Origin of the sequence: Microbacterium phyllosphaerae, from assembly GCF_017876435.1 — a bacterium.
GTDB lineage: Bacteria > Actinomycetota > Actinomycetes > Actinomycetales > Microbacteriaceae > Microbacterium > Microbacterium phyllosphaerae.
Map to the genome: position 1 here is coordinate 1,633,630 of NZ_JAGIOA010000001.1, position 26,733 is coordinate 1,660,362.

Annotated in this window: 22 protein-coding genes; 9 read left to right on the forward strand and 13 right to left on the reverse strand. The window is 69.2% G+C overall.

Annotated elements, in window-relative coordinates:
• Positions 1-28: 28 nt before the first annotated feature.
• A complete protein-coding gene (locus JOF42_RS07590; protein ID WP_210099121.1) occupies positions 29-448 on the reverse strand; it encodes a pilus assembly protein CpaE in 420 nt (139 codons plus the stop codon).
• Between the two features lie 94 nt (positions 449-542).
• On the opposite strand from JOF42_RS07590, the gene JOF42_RS07595 reads away from it, so the two are divergent.
• Positions 543-2,666, forward strand: coding sequence for a RecQ family ATP-dependent DNA helicase (locus JOF42_RS07595; protein ID WP_210097305.1), 2,124 nt, complete (start codon positions 543-545; stop codon positions 2,664-2,666).
• Between the two features lie 171 nt (positions 2,667-2,837).
• On the opposite strand, the gene JOF42_RS07600 is transcribed toward JOF42_RS07595, so the two are convergent.
• Entirely contained in the window at positions 2,838-3,332 is a 495-nt protein-coding gene (locus JOF42_RS07600) for a helix-turn-helix domain-containing protein (RefSeq protein WP_210097306.1), read from the reverse strand.
• A 50-nt stretch (positions 3,333-3,382) separates the two neighbouring features.
• Positions 3,383-4,687 (reverse strand): phenylacetate--CoA ligase PaaK, encoded by a 1,305-nt coding sequence (paaK, locus tag JOF42_RS07605; protein WP_210097307.1) that lies wholly within the window; start codon positions 4,685-4,687, stop codon positions 3,383-3,385.
• Positions 4,688-4,868: 181 nt separating this feature from the next.
• Between paaK and JOF42_RS07610 the strand changes: the two genes are divergently transcribed.
• On the forward strand, positions 4,869-6,278 hold the full coding sequence (locus JOF42_RS07610) for an aldehyde dehydrogenase family protein (RefSeq protein WP_210097308.1): 1,410 nt from the start codon (positions 4,869-4,871) through the stop codon (positions 6,276-6,278).
• Positions 6,279-6,366: 88 nt separating this feature from the next.
• On the opposite strand, the gene paaI is transcribed toward JOF42_RS07610, so the two are convergent.
• From paaI to JOF42_RS07635, 5 genes are read right to left on the reverse strand one after another with little or no spacing between them, the layout of a single operon-like run.
• Entirely contained in the window at positions 6,367-6,759 is a 393-nt protein-coding gene (gene paaI, locus JOF42_RS07615) for a hydroxyphenylacetyl-CoA thioesterase PaaI (RefSeq protein WP_210097309.1), read from the reverse strand.
• Positions 6,756-8,837 carry a phenylacetic acid degradation bifunctional protein PaaZ gene (paaZ, locus tag JOF42_RS07620; protein WP_210097310.1) on the reverse strand — a complete coding sequence of 694 codons (2,082 nt, stop codon included), beginning with the start codon at positions 8,835-8,837 and terminating at the stop codon, positions 6,756-6,758. Before paaZ ends, paaI begins: the two co-directional genes overlap by 4 nt.
• Positions 8,834-9,700 carry a 3-hydroxyacyl-CoA dehydrogenase family protein gene (locus JOF42_RS07625; protein ID WP_210097311.1) on the reverse strand — a complete coding sequence of 289 codons (867 nt, stop codon included), beginning with the start codon at positions 9,698-9,700 and terminating at the stop codon, positions 8,834-8,836. The genes paaZ and JOF42_RS07625 overlap by 4 nt, the downstream gene beginning before the upstream one ends.
• Positions 9,697-10,428: an enoyl-CoA hydratase/isomerase family protein gene (locus JOF42_RS07630; protein WP_210097312.1), complete on the reverse strand. Its 732-nt coding sequence runs from the start codon at positions 10,426-10,428 to the stop codon at positions 9,697-9,699. The genes JOF42_RS07625 and JOF42_RS07630 overlap by 4 nt, the downstream gene beginning before the upstream one ends.
• Positions 10,425-11,612: a thiolase family protein gene (locus JOF42_RS07635; RefSeq protein ID WP_210097313.1), complete on the reverse strand. Its 1,188-nt coding sequence runs from the start codon at positions 11,610-11,612 to the stop codon at positions 10,425-10,427. Before JOF42_RS07635 ends, JOF42_RS07630 begins: the two co-directional genes overlap by 4 nt.
• 111 nt (positions 11,613-11,723) lie before the next feature.
• Here JOF42_RS07635 and JOF42_RS07640 point away from each other — a divergent pair, with 111 nt between their 5' ends.
• The 3 genes from JOF42_RS07640 to JOF42_RS07650 all read left to right on the forward strand — a co-directional run bounded on the left by JOF42_RS07640 (position 11,724) and on the right by JOF42_RS07650 (position 15,084).
• Positions 11,724-12,335 carry a TetR/AcrR family transcriptional regulator gene (locus tag JOF42_RS07640; protein WP_210097314.1) on the forward strand — a complete coding sequence of 204 codons (612 nt, stop codon included), beginning with the start codon at positions 11,724-11,726 and terminating at the stop codon, positions 12,333-12,335.
• Between the two features lie 64 nt (positions 12,336-12,399).
• Positions 12,400-13,404 carry an AraC-like ligand-binding domain-containing protein gene (locus JOF42_RS07645; RefSeq protein ID WP_210097315.1) on the forward strand — a complete coding sequence of 335 codons (1,005 nt, stop codon included), beginning with the start codon at positions 12,400-12,402 and terminating at the stop codon, positions 13,402-13,404.
• A 147-nt stretch (positions 13,405-13,551) separates the two neighbouring features.
• Entirely contained in the window at positions 13,552-15,084 is a 1,533-nt protein-coding gene (locus JOF42_RS07650) for a GMC family oxidoreductase (RefSeq protein WP_210097316.1), read from the forward strand.
• A 29-nt stretch (positions 15,085-15,113) separates the two neighbouring features.
• Here JOF42_RS07650 and JOF42_RS07655 read toward each other — a convergent pair whose 3' ends face one another.
• Positions 15,114-15,950: an IclR family transcriptional regulator gene (locus tag JOF42_RS07655; RefSeq protein WP_245340751.1), complete on the reverse strand. Its 837-nt coding sequence runs from the start codon at positions 15,948-15,950 to the stop codon at positions 15,114-15,116.
• Between the two features lie 90 nt (positions 15,951-16,040).
• Here JOF42_RS07655 and dhaK point away from each other — a divergent pair, with 90 nt between their 5' ends.
• The 3 genes from dhaK to ptsP are packed head-to-tail and all read left to right on the forward strand — an operon-like array spanning position 16,041 to position 20,166.
• Positions 16,041-17,033, forward strand: coding sequence for a dihydroxyacetone kinase subunit DhaK (gene dhaK / locus JOF42_RS07660; protein ID WP_210097317.1), 993 nt, complete (start codon positions 16,041-16,043; stop codon positions 17,031-17,033).
• Positions 17,033-17,674 (forward strand): dihydroxyacetone kinase subunit DhaL, encoded by a 642-nt coding sequence (gene dhaL, locus JOF42_RS07665; RefSeq protein WP_210099123.1) that lies wholly within the window; start codon positions 17,033-17,035, stop codon positions 17,672-17,674. Before dhaK ends, dhaL begins: the two co-directional genes overlap by 1 nt.
• Positions 17,674-20,166, forward strand: coding sequence for a phosphoenolpyruvate--protein phosphotransferase (gene ptsP / locus JOF42_RS07670; protein WP_210097318.1), 2,493 nt, complete (start codon positions 17,674-17,676; stop codon positions 20,164-20,166). The genes dhaL and ptsP overlap by 1 nt, the downstream gene beginning before the upstream one ends.
• A gap of 60 nt (positions 20,167-20,226) precedes the next feature.
• On the opposite strand, the gene JOF42_RS07675 is transcribed toward ptsP, so the two are convergent.
• Positions 20,227-21,546: an MFS transporter gene (locus JOF42_RS07675; protein ID WP_210097319.1), complete on the reverse strand. Its 1,320-nt coding sequence runs from the start codon at positions 21,544-21,546 to the stop codon at positions 20,227-20,229.
• A 262-nt stretch (positions 21,547-21,808) separates the two neighbouring features.
• Here JOF42_RS07675 and JOF42_RS07680 point away from each other — a divergent pair, with 262 nt between their 5' ends.
• Entirely contained in the window at positions 21,809-23,089 is a 1,281-nt protein-coding gene (locus tag JOF42_RS07680) for a hypothetical protein (RefSeq protein WP_210097320.1), read from the forward strand.
• Positions 23,090-23,120: 31 nt separating this feature from the next.
• Here the strand turns inward: JOF42_RS07680 and JOF42_RS07685 are convergent, their stop codons facing one another.
• From JOF42_RS07685 to pdhA, 3 genes are read right to left on the reverse strand one after another with little or no spacing between them, the layout of a single operon-like run.
• Positions 23,121-24,539 (reverse strand): dihydrolipoamide acetyltransferase family protein, encoded by a 1,419-nt coding sequence (locus tag JOF42_RS07685; protein ID WP_210097321.1) that lies wholly within the window; start codon positions 24,537-24,539, stop codon positions 23,121-23,123.
• Positions 24,536-25,579 carry an alpha-ketoacid dehydrogenase subunit beta gene (locus JOF42_RS07690; RefSeq protein WP_210097322.1) on the reverse strand — a complete coding sequence of 348 codons (1,044 nt, stop codon included), beginning with the start codon at positions 25,577-25,579 and terminating at the stop codon, positions 24,536-24,538. The genes JOF42_RS07685 and JOF42_RS07690 overlap by 4 nt, the downstream gene beginning before the upstream one ends.
• Positions 25,576-26,679: a pyruvate dehydrogenase (acetyl-transferring) E1 component subunit alpha gene (gene pdhA, locus JOF42_RS07695; protein WP_210097323.1), complete on the reverse strand. Its 1,104-nt coding sequence runs from the start codon at positions 26,677-26,679 to the stop codon at positions 25,576-25,578. The genes JOF42_RS07690 and pdhA overlap by 4 nt, the downstream gene beginning before the upstream one ends.
• Positions 26,680-26,733: the final 54 nt, after the last annotated feature.

Genomic DNA, 26,733 nt, shown 5'->3' on the forward strand with positions numbered 1-26,733 from the left:
GAGGTCGTCGGCGCGCAAGGCGGGGCGCTCAGCGCGAGCGCGAGACGAGGTCGAGAAGCGCTCGACCGTAGGCCTCGGAGGGGTCCGGATGCTCGAACCGCAGTGTCTCTCCGGCGATCTCCACCTCGACGACGAACGCATCGGAGACGCGGGTCAGGGCGCGGAAGGTGCCTCGCAGCAGCTCGCGCAGCTGGTCCTCGCGGGGGAGCCAGACCGCATCGGCGAGGGTGACGGCATCGAGAGCCCACTCGGTCGTGCCGTTGAAGGCCAGATCCGTGCCGCTGGGTGTCTGACGGGCCTCGATCGTCATCTCACTGACCGTGAAGACGTCGGCCTCGGCCTCGAGTTCGACCTCGTCGGGAAGGTCGAGCTGGAACCGATCGCCCTCGGCCGGGTGCCACGCGAGACCGGCGTCGCGCAGGGATACGGCCAGTTCTCGGGTGATCATCTCTCCACGGTAGACGACGTCGTCGAGGGTGGGCGCGGATCCGGCTGTGGATGAACGGGGCCAGGCTGTCGGTGGCATGAGGCACAGTGGAGACATGACTTCCCCCGCCGCTGTCGACACCCGCACCGCTGCGCTCTCGGCGCTCCGCGAGCTGGTCGGCCGTCCCGATGCCGACTTCCACGACGGGCAGTATGAGGCGATCGAAGCCCTCGTCGAGGGGCGGCGCCGCGCGCTCGTCGTGCAGCGCACCGGGTGGGGCAAGTCGGCCGTGTACTTCGTCGCGACGCTGCTCCTGCGGCGGCAGGGGGCCGGCCCCACCGTGCTGGTCTCGCCGCTGCTCGCACTGATGCGCGATCAGATCGCCGCGGCCGAGCGTGCGGGGGTTCGCGCCGTCGCGATCAACTCGACCAACGCGCATGAGTGGTCGGAAGTGATGGAGCAGCTCGACCGAGACGAGGTCGATGTGCTGCTCGTGTCTCCCGAGCGACTCAACAACCCCGCTTTCCGCGAGCAGCAGCTGCCCGCTCTCGTGCGCCGGATCGGCATGCTGGTCGTCGATGAGGCGCACTGCATCAGTGACTGGGGCCACGACTTCCGACCCGACTATCGGCGCTTGCGCGACCTCATCGAGCAGATGCCTCCCCAGGTCCCGGTGCTCGCCACCACGGCGACCGCGAACAGCAGGGTGGTGGCGGATGTCGCGGAGCAGCTCGGCACCGGAGGTGCGGAATCCACGGAAGACCGACCCGAAGTGCTGACGATCCGAGGCCCGCTCGCGCGCACCTCGCTGCGACTCGGTGTGCTGCGGCTGCGTGATTCGGCGAGCCGGTTGGCGTGGTTGCTGAGCCACATCGACGACCTGCCCGGCTCCGGCATCATCTACACGCTCACCGTCGCCGCCGCGGTCGACACCGCGCGGTTGCTGCGCGATCACGGTCATGAGGTGCGTGCTTACACAGGGCAGACCGACACCGACGAGCGCGCCGAGTCCGAGGGGATGCTGAAGCGCAACGAGGTCAAGGCGCTCGTCGCCACGAGCGCACTCGGCATGGGGTTCGACAAGCCCGACCTCGGGTTCGTGTTGCACCTCGGGGCACCCTCATCACCGGTGGCCTACTACCAGCAGGTCGGCCGTGCCGGTCGCGCGAGCGAGAGCGCCGACGTCCTGCTGCTGCCGGGCGTCGAAGATCGCGACATCTGGCACTACTTCGCGACCGCGTCGATGCCCGACCGCGAGCGGGCCGAACGCGTGATCGGGGCGCTCGGCGATCAGCCGATCTCCACACCGGCGCTCGAGGCGATGGTCGACATCCGGCGAACCCCTCTCGAACTGCTGCTCAAGGTGCTCGACGTCGACGGTGCGGTGCGTCGGGTGCAGGGCGGGTGGGTCGCGACCGGTCAGCCATGGACGTACGACGCCGAGCGCTACGAGCGCATCGCCGCCGAGCGCCGCGCCGAGCAGCAGCACATGATCGACTACGAGCAGACCGACGGATGCCGCATGGAGTTCCTCCAGCGCTCACTCGACGACGACACCGCTGCCCCCTGTGGACGGTGCGACAACTGCGCGGGGATCTGGTTCCCGAGCGAGATCGGAGAGTCGGCCACCTCTCAGGCGGCGGAGTCGCTTGATCGCGTCGGGGTCCCCGTCGAACCGCGCCGCGCCTGGCCGACAGGGGCCGACAAGCTCGACGTCCCGGTCAAGGGGCGCATCCCGGCGAGTGAGCAGGCGGGAGAGGGGCGCGCTCTCGCGCGACTGACCGATCTCGGCTGGGGAGGCACCCTGCGCGAGCTGTTCGCCTCGGGAGCGCCCGACGCCGCGGTGACGCCGCAGGTGCTCGGGGGATGTGTGCGGGTCCTCGCCGGCTGGGGCTGGACGGAGCGCCCCGTCGCGGTGGTCGCCATGCCGTCGCGGTCGCATCCGCTGCTGGTCGACTCTCTCGCCCGCGGGATCTCCGAGATCGGGCGACTGCCGTACCTCGGCGCTCTCGATCTCGTGAACGGCGGACCGTCGGGGCAGCCCGGCGGCAACAGCGTCTTCCGTCTCGCCGGTCTCTGGGACAGGTTCAGCGCGCAGGGCCTCGACATTCCCGAGGGCCCGGTACTCCTCGTCGACGACCTGGCCGACAGCCGGTGGACCCTCACCGTCGCTGCACGCACGCTCCGTCAGGCCGGTGCCACCGAGGTGCTTCCGTTCGTGCTCGCGCTCCGCGGCTGAGGTCGGTGTCAGAAGCATCCGTCAGTGCTTCGTCGATGCGTCCGTTTCTCTCGACTTCATCCGCCGAACAGCTGTGCGCGATCTCGTCATCGCTGTCCATCCGTCGCTCATAACGAGCGATCGCGTCACAGGCGGCCTCGATGTCCTGAAGCCTTTCGATCGTGTGTCGGCTCACAACGTGACGGCTTCACGTTCGACCGCTTCTGCCACCGCGGGTTTGAGGCCGTCGGAGGGGACGAGGTCGACCGGTCGGCCGAGTACCTTCTCGGCCTCTCGCCGCATCCGCAGCAGATCGAACACGCCGACGGTCGACGCGACATCAACGGCCAGATCGATGTCACTTGACGCACTCTCGTCGTCGCGAGCGACGCTGCCGAAGAGGCGGATGCGCTGCACCCCGAGCGGCAGGAGTGCGCGCCGGAGTTCACCGGACAGCGCGATCACTCGGTCGCGCGCGCTCTGCTCCTCCGTAGTGCGCGGGGTGACCTCGACGATCAGCCCAGCGGCCGAGATCAGCCGGTCGACCGCGTCGAAAGACGGCTCGCGCCTGCCGGTCTCATATTCGCTGACGACGCTCTGTGTCACGCCGGCCAGTCGAGCCAGAGCGGACTGCGTGAGTCCGCTCTGGCGGCGGGCGTAGCGGATCAGCTCGGCGGCGCGACTCATGCAGCGATGATATCGCTTATCTGCGATATCGCGGATAAGCGATTTATATCTCAGCGCAGGTCGTACACGCGCTTGTACTTGCCCTCGCTCCGAGGCAGGGTGCCGGGCTCCTCGACCTTGACATCGACGCTCGTGCCGATGTGCATCTTGATGCGATGGTGGAGCACCGCGGCAGCGGCATCGCACTCCTCGGCGCTCAACGACGGGTGCCGCTCGATGCGCACGGTCATGGTGTCGAGCTGAGCGACGTGGTGCAGCTCGAGCACGAAGTGCGGCGTGAGCGTCTCGATGCCCATCACGAGCTCCTCGATCTGCGTGGGGAACAGGTTCACGCCGCGCAGGATGATCATGTCGTCGTTGCGCCCGGTGATCTTCTCGATGCGCCGCAGCGCGGGATACGTCGTTCCGGGCAGCAGGCGGGTCAGGTCGCGCGTGCGGTAGCGGATGACGGGGAACGCCTCCTTGGTGAGCGAGGTGAAGACCAGCTCGCCGAGCTCGCCATCCGCCAGCCGCCCGCCGGTGTCGCCGTCGATGATCTCAGGCAGGAAGTGGTCCTCCCAGATGTGCGGGCCGTCCTTCGTGAGCACGCTCTCGCTCGCGACACCGGGTCCCATGACCTCGCTGAGCCCGTAGATGTCGACCGCGTCGATGTTCAGTCGTCGCTCGATCTCCCGCCGCATCTCGTTCGTCCACGGCTCGGCGCCGAGCACCGCGACTCGGAGCGACGTCGACCTCGGGTCGATCCCGGCCGCCTCCATCGCATCCGCGATCGTGAGCAGGTAGCTCGGCGTGCACAGGATGGCATCCGGCTCGAAGTCGGTGATCAGCTGCACCTGCCGGGCCGTCTGGCCGCCGGACACGGGGATCACCGTGGCGCCCAGACGCTCGATACCCGCGTGCGCGCCGAGTCCGCCCGTGAAGAGCCCGTAGCCGTACGCGTTGTGCACCTTCATCCCGGCGCGGATGCCCGCGGCGTGCAGTGACCGGGCGATCAGGTCACTCCATCGGCCGAGGTCCCCCTCCGTGTATCCGACCACGGTCGGACGCCCCGTCGTACCGGACGACGCATGGACGCGGCGGACGTCGGCCATCGGCACCGCGAACATCCCGAACGGGTAGCTCTCGCGCAGGTCGGCCTTGGTGGTGAACGGAAGCTTCTGCACATCGTCGAGCGCGCGGATGTCGTCGGGGTGCACGCCGTGTTCGTCGAACTTGCGGCGATAGGTCGGCACGTTCTCATAGGCGTGGTGCACCGTCCACTGCAGACGCTCCAACTGCAGGCGGCCGAGCGCCTCGGGTGAGTGCAGTTCCGTCTCTGCTCCGAACTCGGGGCGGGCGTCTGTCGTGGTCATCATCGACTCCTTCGTCGCAAGGGGGGCTTCTCCATCAGATCGCGGATCGCGAGGGCTCGATCTGCCGAAGGCGTACGGCCCTGTGCCGTGGGTGCACGAAGCGCCGCCGGGCCTGTACCGACCCGCGCCGGCGCTCGTAGGCTCCGGATACCGGACGGAGCTGTCCGCGATCAAGGAGGATGCTGTGACCACGACGACGACGATCCTGGAGTCCATCACCGCGCCGGAGGGCGTCGGCCGCCCCATCCCGGATGCCGCGACCCGTGAGGTGATCGGCCATGCGCCCGTGCATACGGTCGACGACCTGAACCGCGCCATCGTGAATGCCCGCTCCGCGCAGCCCGCGTGGGCCGCGCTCGGTCACGCCGAACGCAGCCGCATCCTCACCGCGATCGCCGACGACCTCGACGCGAGCGCCGAGGAGCTGGCCGTGCTGCTCTCTCGTGAGCAGGGCAAGCCGCTGAACGGACCGAATGCCCGTTTCGAGGTCGGGGCATGCTCGGCCTGGACCCGCACTGCCGCCGACACGCCCCTCGAGCCGGAGGTCGTCTTCGAAGCCGGTGCCTCGCGGGCGGAGGTGCACTACGACCCGCTCGGAGTGGTCGGCGCCATCGGACCGTGGAACTGGCCGATGATGATCACGGTCTGGCAGATCGCCCCTTCGCTGCGCATGGGCAACACGGTGGTGGTCAAGCCCAGCGAGTACACGCCCCTCTCGGTGCTCGCGCTCGCCGCGATCTACAACCGGCACCTGCCCGACGGGGTGCTGACCGTGATCTCGGGCGACCGCGAGGTGGGAGCGGCGATCGCCGCGCACCCCGACCTCGACAAGATCATGTTCACCGGGTCGACGGCCACGGGCCGCCGGATCGTCGAGGCATCCGCGAACAGTCTCGCCAGACTGACCCTCGAGCTCGGCGGCAATGACGCCGGCATCATCCTTCCGGGTACCGACATCGCCGCGATCGCCGAGAACCTGTTCTGGGGGATCTTCATCAACACCGGTCAGACGTGCGCCGCACTCAAGCGGCTCTACGTGCACGACTCGCAGTACGACGAGGTCGTGGACACGCTCGCGAAGCTGGCCGACGCCATGCCGCTCGGCAACGGGCTCGACGAGGCGAACGTCCTCGGCCCGCTCCAGAACGAGAAGCAGTTCGACATCGTGGCCCGACTCGTCGACGACGCGAGGGAGCACGGTGCGCGGATCGTCACCGGTGGAGAGCCCGCGCCCGAGCACGGACCGCTGTTCTACCGCACCACCGTCGTCGCCGACATCGACGACGGAACGGCCCTCGTCGACGAGGAGCAGTTCGGTCCGGTCATCCCGGTCATCCGGTACTCCGACGTCGACGATGCCGTTCGCCGCGCGAACGACTCGACCCAGGGCCTCGGTGCGTCGGTCTGGTCGGACGACCCGGATGCGGCGAGCGAGGTCGCCCGCCGGGTGCAGGCCGGCACCGTGTGGATCAACCAGCACGGAGCGATCAACCCGCACGTGCCGTTCGGCGGAATCAAGGCCAGCGGTTACGGGCAGGAGTTCGGCGTCGCGGGGCTCAAAGCGGTCGCAGCCCCCAAGGTCATCCAGCGCTGAGCGGAGACCGCAGGGCGGAATCAGGCCGGGGCCGGAATCGTGATCACACCGATTCCGGCCCTCACCATGCAGGACCTCCCGCACGATGTCAGCCCGCCTGCGACCGGTTCGTCGTGAGCGAGCGGCCTCGGACCTCGGCGACGACGTCGCCGGATTCGTCGGTCACGGTCACGTCGTAGAGGCCGTTGCGCCCACTCACGACCCGACGCACGGCGCGTGCCGTCAGCCGCTGGCCCGCGGTCGTGGACTTGAGGAACGTGATGTCGGCGCCACCGGCGACGGTGACGCGCTCGTCCTCATTGCAGGCGATCGCGAAGGCCGTGTCAGCGAGCGTGAACACCAGACCGCCATGCGTGATCGCGAAGCCGTTCAGCATGTCGTCTCGCACCGTCATCGACACGACGGCCTCTCCCGGCGCGTCGAGTTCGACGGTCATGCCGAGCATCGCCGAGGCGGCGTCGCGCTGCATCATCGGTCTCATGCGGCCACGCCCTCGGACGTCTGCTGCTTGTTCACCAGCGTGAGCACGTCGTAGGTCGCCACGAGCTCGTCGCTCTGGTTGCGGATCACGGCATCCCAGCGCACCTCGCCGTACTCGTCGGTCTCGCGCGGGGTGATCTGCTTGGCCGTGAGCTCGACGCGGATCGTGTCGCCGGGGGAGACGGGGGTGATGAACCGCAGGTTCTCCAGGCCGTAGTTGGCGAGCACGGGGCCGGGCTCCGGGTCGACGAAGAGGCCGGCCGCCCAGGACACGAGCAGGTAGCCGTGCGCCACGCGTCCGGGGAAGAACGGGTTCGCGGCAGCAGCGGCTTCGTCCATGTGCGCATAGAACGTGTCACCCGTGAAGTGCGCGAACGTCTCGATGTCGGCCAGCGTCACCTCGCGCGACGCCGAGACGATCTGGTCGCCGATCCGCAGCTCCGCAAGCGACTTGCGGAAGGGATGCCGGCCGTCGCTGCGCGCCGCAGCACCCGCGTGCCACACGCCGGTCAGCGCGGTGAGCATCTCGGGAGACCCCTGCACCGCGGTGCGCTGCATGTGATGGAGCACGGCGCGGATGCCGCCGAGCTCCTCACCGCCGCCTGCCCGGCCGGGGCCGCCGTGCACGAGGTTGGGCAGCGGTGAGCCATGACCGGTCGACGATCGAGCGTCGTCGCGGTCGAGCAGCAGCATGCGGCCGTTGAAGGGCGCGATGCGTGTGGCCAGTTCCACTGCCTGCGCCGGGTCGTGCGTCGCGATGCTGGTGACGAGCGACCCGCCGCCCCGAGCGACGAGCGCGGCGGCGTCGGCGGTGGTGTCGTACGTGAGAAGCGACGACACCGGACCGAAGGCCTCGATCGAATGCGCCGCCTCGGTCTGCGCGTCGTCGAAGCGCAGCAGCAGAGGCGAGACGAACGCGCCGTCGGGGGCGAGGCCGGTGCTGCCGTCGGCGAGGCGAACTTCGGGAGCATCCGTCGTGCCGACGACGATCTGCGCCCCCGCCGCCTGCAGCCTGCCCACCTGGCGCAGCACCTCGTCGCGCTGCGCGATCGAGGCGAGAGGGCCCATGGTGACGCCCTCCGTGCGCGGGTCGCCCAGCACGGTCTTGTCGGCGATGCGCGCCTGCACCGCAGCGATCACGGCGTCCGCCGATCCGGTCGGCACGATCGCACGGCGGATTGCCGTGCACTTCTGACCGGCTTTGGTCGTCATCTCAGTGACGAGCTGGCGCACGTACGCGTCGAACTCGGGCGTGCCCGCGACGGCGTCCGTGCCGAGCACCGAGGCGTTGATCGAGTCGGTCTCGGCCGTGAAGCGCACCCCGCCGGTCTGCACCGCCGGGTGGGCCTTGAGACTCTCCGCGGTCGACGCGCTGCCCGTGAAGCCGACGATGTCGCCGAGTCGCAGGTTCTCGAACAGGTCGGGCACACTGCCGCTCACCAGCTGCAGAGATCCGTCCGGCAGCAACCCGGATTCGACGAGGATGCGCACCATGGCCTCGGCGAGATAGCCCGTGGGGGTCGCGGGCTTCACGAGGGTCGGCATGCCCGCGAGGAACGCCGGCGCGAACTTCTCGAGCGATCCCCACACCGGGAAGTTGAACGCGTTGATCTGTACGGCCACGCCGGGCAGCGTCGTGTAGACGTGGCGACCGAGGAACGAGCCGTCCTTCGAGAGCGGTTCGACCGGGCCGTCGACGTGCACGCGGCTGTTGGGCAGCTCGCGCCGCCCCTTGCCGGAGTAGGAGAACAGCACCCCGATGCCGCCGTCGATGTCGACCCACGAGTCGTTCTTCGTGGCACCGGTGCGAGAGGACAGCGCGTACAGCTCGTCCTTGCGCTCGGTGAGGGCGAGAGCGAACTGCTTGAGCAGCACCGCTCTTTGGTGGAACGTCAGCGCGCCGAGGCTCCGCTGTCCGATCGTGCGTGCGTGCTCCAGGGCGCCCGCGAGATCGAGGCCCTCGGTCGAGACGCGTGTGACCACCTCGCCCGTGGACGCATCGCGGACCTCGGTGGAGCGTTCGGGCGACGACGGCGTCCACCACTCGCCCTGGACATAGCTCGGCAGATACTCGGTCATCTCTCCTCGTTCCATGCGTAGAACCCTTCGCCGCTCTTGCGGCCGAGTCTTCCCTCGGCGACCATTCGTCGCAGCAGATCCGGTGGAGCGAACCGGGCGCCGAGCGCACGTTCCAGCTCCTCCGCGATGCCCAGGCGCACATCCAGCCCGACGATGTCGGTGGTGCGCAGCGGGCCCATCGGATGCCGGTACCCGAGTGTCATCGCCGCATCGATGTCGGCCGCGGACGCGACGCCCTCCTCGAGCATCCGGATGGCCTCGAGGCCGAGCATCACACCCAGTCGCGAGGACGCGAAGCCGGGGGAGTCTCTCACCACGATCGGCGTCTTGCCGAGGGACGTCACCCACCGGCCGGCGAGGTCGGTCACCGCGGCATCCGTCGCTGTTCCGTGCACGATCTCGACCAGCGCGGAGGCGGGAACCGGGTTGAAGAAGTGGAGGCCGAGGAAGAGCTCCGGGTGCACGCGGTTCGCGGCCAGGTCATCGATCGAGATCGACGACGTGTTGCTCGCCAGCGTCGCATGTGCGGGCATCGCCGCTTCGGCGCGGGCGAGGGCCTGCTCCTTGAGTTCGCGATCCTCGGGCACCGCCTCGATCACGAGATCGACGTCGGTGAACGCCGCGATGTCGCGTCCTGCGCTGAGACGCCCGATGATCTCTGTCTCCTGCAGCGAGGGGTCGCGTTCGACGGATCTGCGGATGCTGTCGCTGACGCGCGCCAGGGCCGCATCCGCGCTCGCCGCATCGCGCTCGACCACGCTCACGTGCGAGCCGGCGAGCAGGAACGCGTGGGCGATCCCGGCTCCCATGCGCCCCCCGCCGAGCACCCCGACCCCGCGCGGTGCCTTCGCTGTCTCGCTCATCGGTTCTTCCTCTCGAGGAATGCGGTCATGCGGCGATGCTTCTCGGGCGACGCGAACAGCTCGGCCTGCAGCTCGAACTCGATCGCCGGATGCTGTGCCCGCGGCGCGCGCAGTGCGCGTTTCGTGTGCTGCGTCGCCAGCGGATCGTTCGCCGTGATGCGGTCGGCGATCGCGTGCGCCGCCGAAAGCAGCTCGTCGGAGGGATGCAGCGACGAGACGAGCCCCCACCGCAGCGCCTCCTCGGCGTCGAGGGCGCGCCCGGTGAGAAGCAGTTCGCTCGCCCGTGCGTCGCCGACGATCTCGGGCAGGCGCCATGTCGCACCTGCTGCGGCGATGATCCCGAGTCCGGTCTCGGGGTTCCCGATGCGCAATGACGGCGTGGCGATGCGGATATCGGCCGCGTAGGCGAGTTCGGCGCCGCCCCCGAGTGCATAGCCGTCGATCGCCGCGATCACCGGCATCGGCAGTTCGCGCACGCGGATGAAGGCCATCGCGTTGATGCCGCGCCTGGCGTCGTCCGCGGTGCGGTCGCGCAGCTGGGCGATGTCGGCGCCCGCCGCGAAGATCCCGTCGGAGCCGGTGACGATGAGCGTCCGCGGCGATGCCTCGAGCGCGGCGCACAACTCGTGCAGGGCGTCGATGGTCTCCTGGTCGATCGCATTGCGCTTCTCGGGGCGGTCGAGCGTGGCGACGACCCTGTCGTCGCGCTCCTCGATGTGCAGGGTCACGGGAGACGCTCCACGATCATCGCCGTGCCCTGCCCGACGCCGACGCACATCGTGGCGAGTCCGTATCGAGCCCCTTCGCGTTCTAGTCGGCCCAGCAGGGTGACGATGAGCCGTGATCCGCTCGAGCCGAGCGGGTGACCCAGCGCGATGGCTCCGCCGTCGGCGTTGACGATCGCGGGGTCCAGCCCCAGGCGGCGGATGCAGGCGAGGGACTGCGAGGCGAAGGCCTCGTTCAGCTCGACCGCTCCGAGGTCGCCGATCTGCAGGCCCGCCTTCGCGAGCGCCTTCTGCGTGGCCGGCACCGGGCCGAGGCCCATGATCTCGGGAGCCAGTGCGGCTGTCGCCGACGCGACGATCCGCGCGCGAGGCCGCAGTCCATGCCGCTCGACAGCGTCGGCGCTCGCCACGACGATCGCCGAGGAGCCGTCGTTCAGTGAGCTGGAGTTGCCGGCTGTCACGACCTCGCCTCCGGCGACGACGGGGCGGAGGGCCGTGAGTGCATCGAGGGTGCTGTCGCGCCGGGGGCCTTCGTCTGTGTCGACGACTCCGCGGCCCGTCTCCACTCCGACGATCTCGGGGGCGAACCGACCGGCGTCGATCGCGGCGATCGCCCGCTGATGGCTCAGAAGAGCGAACGCGTCGGCATCCCCACGGCTGATCCCGTCGACGCGGGCGACCTCTTCCGCCGTCTCGGGCATCGAGAAGGTCGCCTTGTCCCGAGCGCTCAGTCGCGGGTTCGTGAACCGCCAGCCGATGGACGTGTCGAAGGAGGCGCCGGGTTTCGCCCACGCGCGCTCCGGCTTCGCCTGCACCCAGGGTGCCCGGGTCATGGACTCGACGCCGCCGGCGACGATGAGGTCTGCGTCACCCGCGCGCACGGCGTTCGCGGCGAGTGCGATCGCCGACATTCCGGAGGCGCAGAGGCGGTTGACGGTCAGACCGGGGATCGAATCGGGGAGACCCGCGAGCAGCACGGCCATGCGCGCCACGTTGCGGTTGTCTTCTCCGGCCTGGTTCGCGGCTCCGAGGATGACCTCGTCGATCGCCTCGGCGGGTACGCCCGCCCGACGGACGGTCTCACCCACCACGAGGGCTGCGAGGTCGTCGGGGCGGACGGACGCGAGCGCGCCTCCGTACCGGCCGACGGGGGTGCGGACGCCATCGACGAGATAGGCCTCGGACATCGTCATCCTCTCGATCACCAACGCTGGCGATAATTTCAGACCGATCGGTCAGGAATACGATCTCAGATCGCAGAGCGAATGGCAACTCACCGGGAATGACAGACTTGGCCCATGGCGCAGCCCCGATCCGATGCGCCGGCCCCCAAGCGCGGCCGGCCAGGTTATGACCGTGAGCAGGTGCTCGCGGTCGCCGTGAAGGTGTTCAACGAGCAGGGCTACGACGCGACGAGTGTCGCAGACCTCAGCGCGACGCTGGGGCTCACCAAGTCCGCGCTCTACCACCACTTCGAATCGAAGTCCGCGATCCTCGAACTCGCACTGAACGACGCCCTCGACGCGCTCGAGGCCGTCGTCGACGACGCGACAGCCCGGCATCCACTCGCCTCCGACCGTCTGCGATCGATCATCCGCGGCGCGGTGCATGTGCTCACCGAGAAGCTCCCCTCGGTGACGCTGCTGCTGCGCGTCCGTGGCAACGGCGACGTCGAGACGTCCGCACTCGTCCGTCGCCGCGCTTTCGATCAGAGGGTCACCGCCATCGTCACCGAGGCTCAGGCCGAAGGGCTGATCCGCGACGACGTGGATGCCGCAGTCGCCACCAGGCTGATCTTCGGCATGATCAACTCCGTGGTCGAGTGGTACCGCCCCGGTGGACCCGTCGACCCCGACGAGCTGGGTGAGGACATCCTGCGGGTGAGTCTGGACGGACTGCAGTCCCGCTGAGCCCCACTCGCGCCGATGTATTGCGCGTATGCTGTCCGACACGCGATGAGGCGAGGAGTGACCAATGGACGATCGCGCACCCGATGCGGTCGCTGGCAGAGTCGTCGTCGACTGCGGTGCGGTGCCCTCCGCCGAGCGGTTCGACATGTGGACGGATGCCGTGAACCGCAGTTTCGTGCCGTTGCGGGCCTGGTCGTCCGAACGGGCCGAGCGGTCGGGTTTCCAGGGCAAGCTCGTCGCACAGCCGGTCGGCCCGCTGTCGGTCTCGAGCGTCGCAGGATCAGCGGTGCGCGTGAGTCGCACGAGAGCGGAGATCGCCCGAGACGACCCTGGGCACATCAAACTCGGCGTGCAGCTGCAGGGGCGCAGCCTGATCGGTCAGGACGGTCGCGAGGCGATCCTGATGCCCGGAGACTTCGCCGTCTACGACACGACGAGACCGTACGCGCTCGACTTCGACGGCCCGTTCCGGATGCTCGTGGTGATGTTCCCCCTCGAGACTCTGCGCATCGATCGGGCACGACTGCGCGCCCTCACCGCTTCGCGGTTCTCCGGACGCGAAGGCGTCGGAGCGATCGCGTCGTCGATGCTGCGCGCCTATGACGCGACGCTCGAGAACGGCACACTGCAGAATCGGATGCCGTTGTCGGACGCGGTGCTCGACATGCTCACCGCCGCTCTGGGCGAGCGGCTCGAGCTGGAGCTGGACGGTGGCGAGGAGGTCGGACGCCGAGCCCTGCTCACCCGGATCGAGCTGTACATCGCGGAGCACCTCGGCGATGCCGAACTCACCGTCACGGAGATCGCGAGGGCCCACCACATCTCGGTGCGCTATCTGCAGAAGCTGTTCGAGGGCAAGAACGACACCGTCAGCGCGTGGATCCGGCATCGTCGGCTCGACGCCACGAGGCGCGATCTGAGCAACCCGACGCAGAGCGCCCAGCAGATCTCCTCCATCGGTGCGCGATGGGGCTTCACCGACGCGACCGCGTTCACCCGAGCGTTCCGCACCCGGTTCGGCATCACGCCCAGCGAATACCGCGCGCAGACGCTCACGGTCGCGCACTGAGTCCGGGGGCTGCTGCGGTCGCTGTGCCACGGATCCGTGCGCATCCGGCATATCGCTGTTCGTCGGTGGCCGGTCGCAAGCGCTCCGGAAGGGCGATCCTGATCTGAGAGCAGACGAAGACGTCTGTCGTTCAGAGAGGAACGAGTGATGACCGAGCTCACAGAAGTGGCCGACTACGTCGTGATCGGTGCGGGATCCGCAGGCAGTGCGATCGCACGCCGGCTCGTGGATGCGGGGCACAGCGTGCACGTGATCGAAGCCGGCTCCGTCGACAGCGATCCGAACATCCACTCGCCCCAGGGGTGGCCGGGGCTTCTCATGTCTCCGAACGACTGGGCCGTCATGACCACGCCGCAGGAACACCTCGACGGACGGGTCCTGTACTGGCCGCGGGGGAAGACGCTCGGAGGGTCGAGCTCGTTGAACGGCATGATCTACATGCGCGGCGACCGCCGCGACTACGACGGCTGGGCTGCCCAGGGCGCGAGCGGCTGGTCGTGGGACGATGTGCTGCCGTACTTCCGCAAGTCCGAGGACCACGCCGACGGTGCGGACGACTTCCACGGAGCCGGTGGCCCGCTGCATGTCGAGCGGATCCCCGTCGACAGCCGGCATCCGCTCGCGGCGGCCTTCGTGGAGGCATCGGTGTCGAGCGGCATCCCGCGCACCGAGGATTTCAATCGCGACAGCCTCGACGGGGCCGGCTTCAACCACACGACGACCAAGGACGGCAAGCGCGCATCGGCCTGGCAGTCCTTCGTGGCGCCGATCCTCGGGCACGAGGCGCTGGCGGTGACCACGAACGCGCTGGTCGACCGGATCGTCGTCGACGCGGGACGGGCCGTCGGTGTCGAATACGAGGTCGACGGAGTCCGCCACCTGGCGACGGCACGGCGCGAGATCGTGCTGTCAGGTGGCGCGATCGGCTCACCCGCTGTGCTGCTGCGTTCGGGGATCGGACCCCGAGGCGATCTCGAGCAGCTGGGCATCGAGGTCGTCGCCGACGTGCCCGGGGTCGGGGAGAACCTGCACGACCACCTGCTGGTCAGCGTGCTGTACGAGGCCCTCGACCCGGTGGCCCCGCCGCAGTGGAACCTGCTCGAGAGCCAGCTGTACGCGCGTTCCCGCATCGTGAGCGACTCCGATGCACCCGACCTCCAGCCGCTCTTCATCCATGTGCCGTATCCGACGGATGGGGGAGCGGCACCCGAGCAGGGCTACACGATCACGGCGGGGATCGTCCGGCCGCACTCGCGCGGCAGCGTCCGTCTGTCATCGGCCGAGCCGTCGGTGGCGCCCCTCGTCGATCCGCAGGTGTTCGCCGATGAGCGTGATCTCGAGGCGATGGTCGACGCGATCGAACTCGTCAGGGAGATCGGCGGTCGCGACGAGTTCGCGCCCTTCCGCGCGTCCGAGTTCGCGCCCGGAGAGAGTGTCACAACCCGTGACGAGCTGCGCGATTTCGCCCGCCGGACCGTCGGCACGTACCACCACCAGGTCGGCACGTGCCGTATGGGCACCGACGAGCTCGCGGTGGTCGACCCGCAGCTGCGGGTCAGGGGCATCGCAGGCCTCCGGGTCGCGGATGCCTCGGTGATGCCGTTCGTGCCCAGCGCCAACACCAACGCGCCCTCGATCATGATCGGCGAGCGCGCGGCTGATCTGCTGCTGGCCGAGTAGGCCGGTCGTCGTCGCTCACTCGGCGGCGTTCAGTCATCCGCGGGGGCGACGCGCGGCGGCCATGACGTCGCGCCGAGCTCCCGTGAGATGTTGCGCGCGGTCTCGCGGAGCGCGTTGAGCACGGCGTCGGAGGCCGGTGCGTGCGAGGTCGGCATCACGACCGCGACCGCCGCGACGATGTCGTTCGAGGCATCGGCGACGGGGGCGGCGATCGAGGACTCGCCGAGCACCGCCTCATCGGTCTCCGAGGCGCTGCCGCGTTCGGCGATGGCGGGCAGCTCGAGGGTCAGCCGTGCGATGTCGGTGATCGTGTCGCCCGTGAGGCTGCGCAGCGGACGCTCGAAGACCGTGCGCTGGAAGCCGAGGTCGTGGGCGAGGAGCACCTTGCCCATCGCCGAGGCATGCGCGGGGATCGCGACGCCGGTCTCGAGCATCTGCTGGCTGTCGTCCGGGCGCAGGTCGTGGTGGATGACCAGCACCTCGTGGAAGTGCGGGGCCCCGAGGCGCACCGGCAGGTTCGTCCGGCGGGCGAGCTCCTGCGTCCAGCGCATGGCGCGCGCCCTGACGTCCAAGGTGTCGAGGTACACGTTGCTGAGCCGCAGCAGCGTCGGCCCGAGCATGTAGCGCTGCCCGCCGCGCTCTTTCGCGACCAGTCCGTGCTCGCGCAGCGACTTGACGATCCCGTGCACGGTCGAGGGGGGAAGACCCAGGGCGAGGGAGAGATCGGTGATGCCGAGGTGGCGCGCGCCCTGCAGCAGCTCGAGCACCTTGGCGGCGCGATCGATGGCCTGGATCACAGTGGCCTCCTCCTCCGGTTCGTCGTCGAGCCGGGCGGTCGCGTCGGTCGTCTGAGTGGACCTTGACAACTCGACTGCGCCCGAGCATATTCGACATTGACGAATAACTTTCCAATATTGCGAAAGATCGCCACCGCAGAGATCAAGGGAGATCGAACGATGAAGAAGCTCATCAACAACCCCGCCGATGTGCTGGCCGAATCGCTGCGGGGCGTCGCCCTCGCGCATCCGGAGCTGTCCGTCGATTTCGAGACCCAGGTGATCACCCGCGCGACGCCGAAGGACGCGGGCAAGGTCGCGGTGGTCTCGGGCGGTGGGTCCGGCCATGAGCCGCTGCACGGAGGGTATGTCGGAGTGGGGATGCTCGACGCCGCCGTCGCGGGTGAGGTCTTCACCTCGCCGACCCCCGATCGCGTGCAGGCCGCGACCAAGGCCGTCGATCGCGGCGCGGGGGTGCTGCACATCGTGAAGAACTACACGGGAGACGTGCTGAACTTCGAGATGGCCGCCGAACTCGCCGAGATGGAGGGCATCGAGGTCGGCACCGTCATCGTCGACGACGACGTCGCCGTGCAGGACTCGCTGTACACGGCGGGGCGCCGCGGCGTCGGTCTGACCGTACTTCTCGAGAAGCTCGTCGGCGCGGCCGCGGAGGAGGGGCAGGACCTCGCATCCGTCGTGGAGCTCGCGAAGCGGATCAACGCCCAGGGCCGCTCGATGGGCATGGCGCTCACGAGCTGCACCGTCCCCGCCGCCGGCAAGCCCACGTTCGATCTGCCGGAGGATCAGATGGAGATCGGCATCGGCATCCACGGCGAGCCTGGTCGTCACCGTGAACCTCTGGCACCCGCATCCGAGATCGCCCGCCAGCTCGTCGAACCGATCCTCGCCGACCTCGACGCGGCAGGGCCGGCGATCGTGATGCTCAACGGCATGGGCGGTTCGCCCCTGATCGAGCTGTACCTGATGTACGGCGAGGTGGTGCCGCTGCTCGAGAAGGCCGGAGTGCAGATCGCCCGCAACCTGGTCGGCGACTACATCACCTCGCTCGACATGGCCGGCTGCTCGCTCACGGTGCTCAAGGCCGACGACGAGCTGCTGCGCCTGTGGGACGCTCCGGTGAACACCCCCGGCCTGCGGTGGGGAGCATGATGGCGAGCGTCGACACCGCAGCACTGGTCGACTGGATCCACCGATTCCGCGACGCCGTCACCGCCAAGCGGGACTGGCTGACAGAGCTCGACTCAGCGATCGGTGACGCCGATCACGGGGCGAACATGGCTCGGGGGATGGATGCGGTCGTGGCGAAGCTCGAGGCGGGCACGCCGGCCACCGTCGACGAACTGCTCAAGGGCGTCGGCATGACGCTCGTGAGCTCGGTCGGAGGCGCGAGCGGTCCGCTGTACGGCACGTTGTTCCTGCGCATGGGGATGGCCGCCGGGCCCGTGACCGAGCTCGACGCGACGGCGCTCGCAGCCTCGCTGCGGGCGGGGCTCGACGGCATCGTCGCTCGGGGCAAGGCCGAAGCGGGGGACAAGACCATGTTCGACGCGATGGCGCCGGCGGTCGACGCGCTCGACGCGGCCGTCGCCCGCGGAGCGGATCTCGCGGCGGCGACCGTGGCCGCCGCCCAGGCTGCGGCTGTCGGTCGAGATGCGACCCTGCCGCTCGTCGCCCGCAAGGGACGCGCGAGCTATCTGGGTGAACGCAGCGCCGGTCATCTCGATCCAGGATCGGCATCCACGACCCTTCTCTTCGAGACCCTCGCGCAGGCGACGGCGGAATCGTCCTGATGATCGGCATCGTCGCCGTCTCCCACAGTGCACGGCTCGGGGAGGCGGCGCTGGAGCTTGCCCTGCAGATGGTGCAGGGCGACGGGATGCGCGTGCGTGTGGCCGCCGGCGCGGGCGTTGAGCCCGACGGCACACCGATCCTCGGGACCGATGCGGTCGCGGTCGCGGCCGCGATCGACGAACTCGCGGCGGAGTGCGACGGCGTGCTGGTGCTGATGGACCTGGGGTCGGCCGTGCTGAGTGCGGAGCTCGCTCTCGAGCTCCGGATGAGTGATGTGCCCGTGCGTCTGGCTCCGGCACCGTTCGTCGAAGGTCTGCTCGCGGCGGTCGTGTCGGCGGCGGCGGGCGGTTCGCTCGAGGTCGTCGCCCAGGAGGCGTCGGCCGCCCTCGGAGCGAAGACCGGGCAGTTGGCGGACGCGGACGAGGGCGGTCAGGCCGACAGCGGTCCGGTCGCCGATGCGAGGTCCCTCGACGAGGGCTCGTCTCTCCGGTCGGATGCCGTCGTACGCACGGTGACCGTGCGGAATCCGCTCGGCATCCACGCTCGTCCGGCCGCTCTCATCGCCGAGACCTCGGTGGGCGCCGACGTGCGACTCCGGAAGCTGCCGGACGGACCCGATGCCGCAGCCGTGAGCCTCTCCCGAATGCTGATCCTCGGCGCTCGCCACGGCGACGAGATCGAGCTGTCCGCGACCGGGGCCGACGCGGAGGGCGTCGTCGCGCGCCTCGTCGCTCTCTTCGCCGACGGCTTCGGTGAGGGGACCGAGGCTGCGGGCACTCCCGTGGCAGCAGCGACGCGGTCCCTCGAGACCCAGACGCAGGCTCGCTCACCCGTGGCGGCGGGAACCGTGCTGCGCGGGCGGGGAGTGAGCGGTGGACGCATCGCCGCACCGGTCGTGCTCCTCGCCGCTCCACTCGAGGAGCCGGATGCGACCGCGGTCGTCGCGCCCGATGCTCGGGAGAGCGAGGTGTCCGCGATCGAGTGGGCCGCGGTGGCGGTCGCCGATCAGCTGCGTGCTCGCACCTCGTCGGCGACGGGGGAGGCGCGCGCGATCCTCGATGCCTCGCGGCTGCTCGCATCCGATCCTGAGCTCGTCGCCGAGGCGTCCGCACTCGTGCGGACGCGCGGACGCACGGCGGCCCGCGCGGTGTGGGAGACCGCGGTGACGCATGAGAAGGGACTGGCGGCGCTCGGGGGACGAGCCGCAGAGCGCGCCGCCGACATCCGCGACGTCCGCGATCGCATCATCGCCGAGATCCTCGAGGTCGACATGCCCGGGGTCCCCGAGCGCGATGAACCCTTCGTGCTCGTCGCTGCCGACCTCGCTCCGGCGGACACCGCTGCTCTCGACGGCGGCAACTGCGTCGGTCTCGTGACGGAGCAGGGCGGGCCCACGTCGCACACCGCGATCATCGCCCGGTCTCTCGGCATCCCGGCGGTGGTCGGCCTCGCCGGTGCGACCGGGATCGCCGCCGGTGCGACCGTGCTCGTCGACGGCGACAGGGGAACGGTCGAGGTCGAGCCTGCCGCATCTCGGATTCAGGCGGCCGAATCCGCGTCGGTGCTCGTGCCGTTCGACGGTGAGGGTGTTCTCTCCGACGGGCGGCGCATCCACCTGCTGGCCAACGTCGGGGGCGCTGCCGACGCAGCCACCGCTGCAGCCGCGAGCGCGGAGGGGGTGGGGCTCTTCCGCACCGAATTCTGCTTCCTCGATCGAGTCGACGCCCCATCGGTCGACGAGCAGGTCGAGGCGTATCGAGGCGTCCTCGCGGCGTTCCCGGGACGGAGGGTCGTCGTGCGCACGCTCGACGCGGGCAGCGACAAGCCCCTGCCGTTCGCGAACGCGGATCACGAGGACAATCCCGCTCTGGGGGTTCGCGGCCTGCGCATCGCACGACGGTCGCCCACGCTGCTCGACGATCAGCTGCGCGCGCTCGCGCTGGCCGCAGACGCGGAGTCGGCGCTCGTCGAGGTCATGGCGCCGATGGTGGCCACGGTCGACGAGGCGAGGGACTTCACCGAAAGAGCCCGAGCGGCCGGCCTCCTGACGGTCGGCGTCATGATCGAGACTCCTTCGGCGGCGCTGCTGGCGTCCGAGATGCTGGAGGTCGTCGACTTCGTCAGCATCGGCACCAACGATCTCGCGCAGTACACGCTGGCCGCCGATCGTCTGCTGGGGGAACTCGGCGATCTGAACGATCCGTGGCAGCCCGCGGTTCTGCGACTGATCGGAGCCGCGGGGGCCGCCGGGCGCAGATGGGAGCTTCCGGTCGGCGTGTGCGGCGAGGCCGCCGCCGATCCGACCCTCGCACCCGTGCTCGTCGGACTCGGGGTCACCTCGCTGTCGATGACGCCACGTGCGCTGGGTCGGGTGGCGGCGGCGCTCGGAGCGGTCACGGAGGCCCAGTGTCTTTCGGCGGCGGAGGCCGTGCTGACGTCGGCGACCGCGGTGGATGCTCGGGCGGCCGCCTCCGCAGTGCTCGGATTCTGAAAGGTGAGCGGGCCGGTCGCCTGAACGACCGGCCCGCTCACCTGCTCTCGTCCAGCGCGCTCAGGCGTGCAGGTCGACGCCCTTCGTCTCCTTGACCATCGACACTCCGATGAGCGAGATGATCGCCGCGAGGGCGATGTAGACGCCGATGGTCCAGGCCGCCTGGAACTGATTCATGAGCGATTCGGCGATCATCGGTGCGAACGCCCCACCGAGGATGGCACCGAGTGCATACCCGATCGAGACCCCCGAGTAGCGGACATTGGCCGGGAACATCTCGGCGTAGAGGGCCGCCTGCGGCCCGTAGGAGAGACCGAGTGCGAACGTCATCACGAACAGGGCGACGAAGTACCAGAGGATGTTCGCGGTGTCGATCAGGAACCACATCGGCACCGCCCAGAGGGCGAGCGCGATGTACCCGATCTGGAACGTGCGGACGCGCCCGAGTCGATCAGACAGGTGACCGCCCCAGAGCGTGAAGATGAGCCACCCGAAGGATGCGAGCGTCGTCGCCAGGAGCACGGGCGGACGTTCCATGCCGAGGGTGGTGACCGCATACGTCGCGAAGAACGCGATGAGCAGGTAGCCGGCGGCGTTGTTGCCGATGAAGATGAGCGCGGTGAGCACGACCTGCTTGGTGTTCTTGCGGAACAGGCGGCCCAGCGGTGCCGAGGCCTCCTGACGGCGACGTCGGAGATCCTCGAAGACCGGGCTCTCGTCGACTGCACGCCTGATGACGTAGCCGACGGCGATCAGCACGATCGACAGCAGGAACGGGATCCGCCAGCCCCAGGCGAGGAACGCCTCGGGTGACATCGAACTCGTCAGCACCCAGAGAGTGGCGGTGGCGAGGATCATGCCGATCGGAACGCCGATCTGCGGGAAGGCGCCGAAGAGCCCGCGTCGGTTCGTCGGCGCGTGCTCGACGGCCATCAGCGCCGCCCCACCCCACTCGCCGCCGGCCGAGAATCCCTGGAGGATGCGGAGCACGATGAGCAGGATCGGCGCGGCGACCCCGATCGCCGCGTACGTCGGGAGCACGCCGATCAGTGAGGTGGAGAGACCCATCATCACGAGGGTGAACACCAGCATCTTCTTGCGGCCCAGTTTGTCGCCGAGGTGTCCGGCGACGATGGCCCCGAGGGGACGGAAGAGGAAGGAGATTCCGATGGTCGCGAAGGACAGCACCTGCGCGAACCCCTTGTTCTCTTCGGCGATCGGCGCGAGGAACAGTGGGGCGAGCACGAGGCCGGCGGCCTGCGCGTAGATGAAGAAGTCGTACCACTCGATCGACGTGCCGACGAGGGTGCTGGCGAGGACTCGACGTTCCTCGGCGGGCATGCGCCCGGTCGAGCTGCGTGCGGAGACTGCTGACGTCATGCGAACTCCATTGTTCTGCGGTGGGGAAGAGCGACAGTGAGTCGCCGGGGCACTTACCGAATGATCGGTCAGTAAAGTGCGAGCGTAGCGCACATGGACACCCAGCCCAAGGGTCGGACTCGATGCATGCTCCTGATGGCATGTGATTCTTCACATTCTGATACCGACATGACTCCATCTCTGGGCGGGCGAGCACCGCACCCATATGCTCGCCGCAGGGGCATCGGATCTCGATGTGAAAGCGGAAATCGGAGGGTGTGTCATGCGTGTTCTGGAAAAGCGTCGCCGGCTGGTCGGTCTCGGGGCTCTCGGAGTCGTCGCGGTCGTCGTATTGACCGCGTGCACACCCGCGGCGGAGCCCTCGACGTCGCCGTCTCCGACCCCCGAGGCGTCCACGCCCGAGCCGTACGCAGGGCCGGCGGCGTTCGTCGGCGACGAACTCGAGTCCTTCCTGCTCACGCCCGAGGAGATCATCGGACTCGTCCCCGAGGCGACCGAGGTCGGTGATGCGTCGGCCGTTCTCGAGCAGGTGTCCGACGGTGGTGGGGCGCCCGCGAGTCCTGCGATCTGCGAAGCGTTCTATGCGGAGCAGTCGCTCGGCTCGGTAGGAGCGCGAGTGATCGACTGGAAGGTGCCGACGGATCCCGAGTACGGCTTCGGGCGCCTGCTCGTCCTGCAGTTCGCCGACGAGACGCTGGCGCAGGCGCGCATGGATCAGCTCATGCGGGCGGCCGAGCAGTGCGCGGAATTCTCCAAGGAAGGCACTGCGACCTTCGATGCGGTCATCCCCGAAGATGCGGAGAACACGCGGGCTTTCGCAGGGACGCTGCGGGACGACGCCCTCGGATGGCATTCCTTCGATGCGTTCGCCTCGACCGGCAACGTGATCGTGCAGTTGTGGCAGCCCTTCACCGGCGATCGCACCTTCGACGCCGAGTCGGCGGCGGTTCTTCTGCAGAGTCGCGCCGAAGAGGCGCGGACAGCGCTGATCGACGATCTCACGGAGAACCCTCCCGTCCAGGAGGAGGATCCCGCAGCCGACCCTGCGGCGCCGTGGGCCGACTGGCAGATCGGAGTCGGCGGTGTCGGCCCGCTGTCGCTCGGTGGTGAGATCGACGATGTCATCGCCGCCGCCGAAGGGGCGCAGGTGATCGAGCCCGAGTACGAGGGCGGACCGACGAAGCTGGTCAACGGCGAGGGAACCGGATCGATGCTCGTGCAGCCGGTCGAGGGCGGCACGACGGTCTGGAAGATCACGGTGGGTGACGAGCGCATCTTCGATGAGGGGGAGCAGGACGGAGAGGTGCTTCCTGCTCGCACCGGTGTGCGAGTGGGGGCCCTGATCTCTGAGGCGATGGCGGCGTTCCCCGAGGGGACGATCGTCGACGTCGCGTCGTCGGGCGACGACTTCTACGCCGTGTCGAACCGTGAGGGCCAGGTGTTCCGGTTCCATTCGGATCGGGACGCCGTCGAAGGCGCAGCGACGATCATCGGCATCACGGTGGAGGACGGGAAGGCCGCCAAGTCCGCTGTCTTCGGATGACGTCTGGGGTCGTGCCGGCAGGGCCCGCCCCTCACACCCTCCCGAACGCGCGGATCGGATGCTCGATGAGCTCCGTCACTCGGCGGAGGAAGCTCGCCGCGTAGCCGCCGTCGCAGACCCGGTGGTCGAACACGAGTGACAGCTGCACGATGCGCCGAGCCACGATCTGTCCGTCGACCACCCAGGGGCGTTCGATGATGCGTCCGATCCCGAGGATCGCGACGTCCGGATGATTGATGATGGCGGCGGAGCCGTCGACGCCGAGTCCGCCGTAGTTGTTCAGTGTGAAGGTCGATCCGCGCAGGCGTTCGGGTGGCATGCACCCCGCGCGGGCGGTCGCACTCAGTTCGCGCAGCGCCGTGTCTAGCTGATCGACGCTGAGCTCGTGCGCGCGGGGGATGACCGGCACCATCAGCCCGCGGTCCGTGTCAGCGGCCACCCCGAGATTCACTCCGTCGAACGAGATGAGCTCCGAGGCATCGTCGCTCAGACGTGATGCGAGCACGGGGTGGTCTTCGAGTGCGAGCAGCACGAACCGCGCGAGGAGAGCGGTGACGGACGGTGCCTTGGCTCCGTCGGGCACCATCTGCGAGCGCAGGTTCCACAGTTCGGTCGCGTCGACATCGACCCAGACGGTCGCCTCGGGGATCTCGGAGCGGCTGCGAGCGAGTTTCGCGCTGACAGCCTTGCGCAGCGGAGACATGCGCTCGCGCGACGCGACGGAGAGACCGTCGAGGACGTCTCCGTCCCCGTCGGCGCTCGCGTCTGGGCCTGTGCTCGCGCTCATGCCGTGATGCTGGGCGGCGACACCGTCGACGGCGACATCGACCGCCGCGGCGAGGACGTCGGCGCGGGTGACCGCACCGTCGTGCCCCGTCGGAGAGATCGAGTGCACATCGAGTCCGAGGTCGCGTGCGAGGCGTCGCACGAGGGGAGAGTGGACGGCCACGGGGCGTCGTACCGGGGCATCCGATTCGGGTGCGATCTGCGCCTCCGGTTTCGCCGGCGCGGCGGAATCCGCCGCGGGGTGGGACTGTCGGCTCGGCGCGGTGGTCACCCGCGCGCGGGGCCGACGCCGGCCGGACGTGACCCGCTCGGACGTGCCGTAGCCGATCAGCACATTGCCGGAACCCGCGCGCTCCTCCTCGCGATACGTCTCCTTCTCGGCATCCGCGGGACGCCCCTCGCTTTCGGAGCCACCGGGGTCGCCCACCTCCAGCACGGGGGCGCCGACGTCGATGGTCTCGCCCGGCTCTCCGTGCAGCGCCGTCACGACGCCGGCGAACGGCGACGGCAGCTCGACGACGCTCTTGGCCGTCTCGACCTCGGCGATCGCCTGATCCGTGACGATGGTGTCGCCGACCGCGACGAGCCATTGCACGAGGCCCGCCTCGGTCAGTCCCTCGCCGAGGTCCGGCAGACGGAAGACCCGGGTGGTCAGAGCGGTCATGACTGGTCCTCTCCGCACTCGTCTTCCCAGTGCAGGGAGTCGATCGCGTCGAGCACGCGGTCGACATCCGGCAGATACCAGTGCTCGAGCTTGGGCGGAGCGAACGGGGTGTCGAATCCGGTGACGCGGCGCACGGGAGCCTCGAGGAACTCGAAGCAGCGTTCGAAGACCCTGGCTTGGATCTCCGACGCCACACTGACGTATCCGGGCGCCTCGGCGATCACGACGGCGCGACCCGTCGCCCGCACCGCGGCGGTCACGGTGGCGTCATCGAAGGGCGAGAGCGAGCGGATGTCGACGACCTGCACGCTGCGACCCTCGGATGCCGCGACCTCGGCCGCCTCCAGGGCGAGCGGCACGGAGGCGCCGTAGGCGAGGAGCGTGACATCGGTACCTTCGCGAGCGATGCGGGCCGTGCCGATCTCGGCGGTGACCGACGTGTCGACCTCGCCCTTGGTCCAGTAGAGCTTCTTCGGCTCGAGGAAGACCACCGGGTCGGGCGAGGCGATGGCCGCGCGGAGCATCGAGTACGCGTCCTGCGGAGTCGACGGGCTGACGACGGTGAGTCCGGGCGTGTGGGCGTAATAGGCCTCGGACGAGTCGCAGTGATGCTCGACCCCGCCGATGCCGCCGCCGAACGGGATGCGGATCACGAGTGGCATCCGGACGGCGCCGCGTGTGCGATTGCCGAGCTTCGCCACGTGACTGACGATCTGCTCGAAGGCCGGCAGGGCGAACGCGTCGAACTGCAGCTCGACCACCGGTCGCATGCCGTTCATGGCCATACCGACCGCGGTGCCCACGATGCCGGACTCGGCGAGCGGGGTGTCGAAGCAGCGGTCCTCGCCGAACCGTGCGGTGAGCCCGTCGGTGATCCGGAAGACGCCGCCGAGAGCGCCGACGTCCTCACCGAAGACCACGACCTCGGGGTCGGCCTGGATGGCGTCTGCGAGCGCGAGGTTCAGCGCCGCCGCCATGCTCATGGTCGACACGCTCGTCGAGCGCTCGTCGACGCGGATGTCGTCGTGTGCGATGGTCATCGGGCACCTCCTGCGGTGGCGTCTGCGGTGCGCTCGATCTCTCCTCGAAGCAGCTGCCACTGCTCCTCGAGCTGCGGAGATCGTGTCTCGGTCACGAAGCGGAAGAGGTCTTCGGGATCGATGTCGGTGTCGGTGTTGAGTGCGTCTCGCATCGCTGCCGCGATGCGCTCTGCCCCCTCGGCATACTCGGCCTCGAGCTCGGTGGTGAGTGCGCCGGTCTCGGTGAGGTGCATCCGCAGACGAGTCAGGGGGTCTCGTGCGACCCACGCCTGCACCTCGGCGCGTTCGCGGTAGCGGGTGTCGTCATCGGCGTTCGTGTGCGCCTGCATCCGATAGGTGTGGGCTTCGACGAGGGTCGGGCCTCCGCCTGATCGTGCGCGATCGACGGCCTCGCCGAGCACGGCCAGCACCGCGGCGACGTCGTTGCCGTCGACGCGCTGCCCCGGCATCCCGTAGCCGATCGCCTTGTGCGCGAGCGAGGGCGCCGCGGTCTGACGGCTGAGGGGAACCGAGATCGCGAACTCGTTGTTCTGCACGAAGAAGACGACAGGGACATGGAACACCGCCGCGAAGTTCATGGCCTCGTGGAAGTCGCCCTCGCTGGTGGCGCCGTCTCCGCACAGGGCGATGACGACCGTGTCATCTCCCCTCCGCTTCGCGGCGTAGGCGAAGCCGACCGCGTGCAGCAGCTGTGTCGCCAGGGGAGTGGCCTGCGGGGCCACATGGTGAGCGCGCACGTCGTAGCCGGAGTGCCAGTCGCCCTTCAGCAGCACCATCGCCTCAGCGGGTGCCACGCCCCGCGCGATCACCGCGACCGAGTCTCGGTAGGTCGGGAAGAGCCAGTCGTCGGAGGCGATGGCGAGTGCGGCACCGATCTGACAGGCCTCCTGGCCGTGCGACGACGGGTAGACCGCGAGGCGCCCCTGACGCACGAGCGCGCTGGCCTGGTCGTTGATGCGGCGACCTTCGACGAGCCCCCGGTACGCCGACAGCAGTGTGTCGGTGCCCGGCAGCGCGTAGTCCTTGTCGGTGACGATCGCGCCGTCGGCGTCGATCAGTTGCACCGCTGCGTCGCGCGGAAGCAGATCTGCATGTTCCATCCGTTCGCCCTCCTTGCCGAACCTGATGAGGCCAGCATGCCTCGCATGCGACAG

Bases quoted from the DNA above. Each gene is read 5' to 3' on its own strand.
- JOF42_RS07650 (WP_210097316.1), top strand. From the start codon at position 13,552: ATGACCGAGCTCACAGAAGTGGCCGACTACGTCGTGATCGGTGCGGGA.
- paaZ (WP_210097310.1), bottom strand. From the start codon at position 8,837: ATGACCGAGTATCTGCCGAGCTATGTCCAGGGCGAGTGGTGGACGCCG.
- JOF42_RS07645 (WP_210097315.1), top strand. From the start codon at position 12,400: ATGGACGATCGCGCACCCGATGCGGTCGCTGGCAGAGTCGTCGTCGAC.
- JOF42_RS07690 (WP_210097322.1), bottom strand. From the start codon at position 25,579: ATGACCATCGCACACGACGACATCCGCGTCGACGAGCGCTCGACGAGC.
- paaI (WP_210097309.1), bottom strand. From the start codon at position 6,759: ATGAGACCGATGATGCAGCGCGACGCCGCCTCGGCGATGCTCGGCATG.
- JOF42_RS07635 (WP_210097313.1), bottom strand. From the start codon at position 11,612: ATGTCCGAGGCCTATCTCGTCGATGGCGTCCGCACCCCCGTCGGCCGG.
- pdhA (WP_210097323.1), bottom strand. From the start codon at position 26,679: ATGGAACATGCAGATCTGCTTCCGCGCGACGCAGCGGTGCAACTGATC.
- JOF42_RS07640 (WP_210097314.1), top strand. From the start codon at position 11,724: ATGGCGCAGCCCCGATCCGATGCGCCGGCCCCCAAGCGCGGCCGGCCA.
- JOF42_RS07595 (WP_210097305.1), top strand. From the start codon at position 543: ATGACTTCCCCCGCCGCTGTCGACACCCGCACCGCTGCGCTCTCGGCG.
- dhaL (WP_210099123.1), top strand. From the start codon at position 17,033: ATGGCGAGCGTCGACACCGCAGCACTGGTCGACTGGATCCACCGATTC.
- JOF42_RS07625 (WP_210097311.1), bottom strand. From the start codon at position 9,700: ATGAGCGAGACAGCGAAGGCACCGCGCGGGGTCGGGGTGCTCGGCGGG.
- JOF42_RS07600 (WP_210097306.1), bottom strand. From the start codon at position 3,332: ATGAGTCGCGCCGCCGAGCTGATCCGCTACGCCCGCCGCCAGAGCGGA.
- JOF42_RS07685 (WP_210097321.1), bottom strand. From the start codon at position 24,539: ATGACCGCTCTGACCACCCGGGTCTTCCGTCTGCCGGACCTCGGCGAG.
- ptsP (WP_210097318.1), top strand. From the start codon at position 17,674: ATGATCGGCATCGTCGCCGTCTCCCACAGTGCACGGCTCGGGGAGGCG.
- JOF42_RS07680 (WP_210097320.1), top strand. From the start codon at position 21,809: ATGCGTGTTCTGGAAAAGCGTCGCCGGCTGGTCGGTCTCGGGGCTCTC.
- dhaK (WP_210097317.1), top strand. From the start codon at position 16,041: ATGAAGAAGCTCATCAACAACCCCGCCGATGTGCTGGCCGAATCGCTG.
- JOF42_RS07590 (WP_210099121.1), bottom strand. From the start codon at position 448: ATGATCACCCGAGAACTGGCCGTATCCCTGCGCGACGCCGGTCTCGCG.
- paaK (WP_210097307.1), bottom strand. From the start codon at position 4,687: ATGATGACCACGACAGACGCCCGCCCCGAGTTCGGAGCAGAGACGGAA.
- JOF42_RS07675 (WP_210097319.1), bottom strand. From the start codon at position 21,546: ATGACGTCAGCAGTCTCCGCACGCAGCTCGACCGGGCGCATGCCCGCC.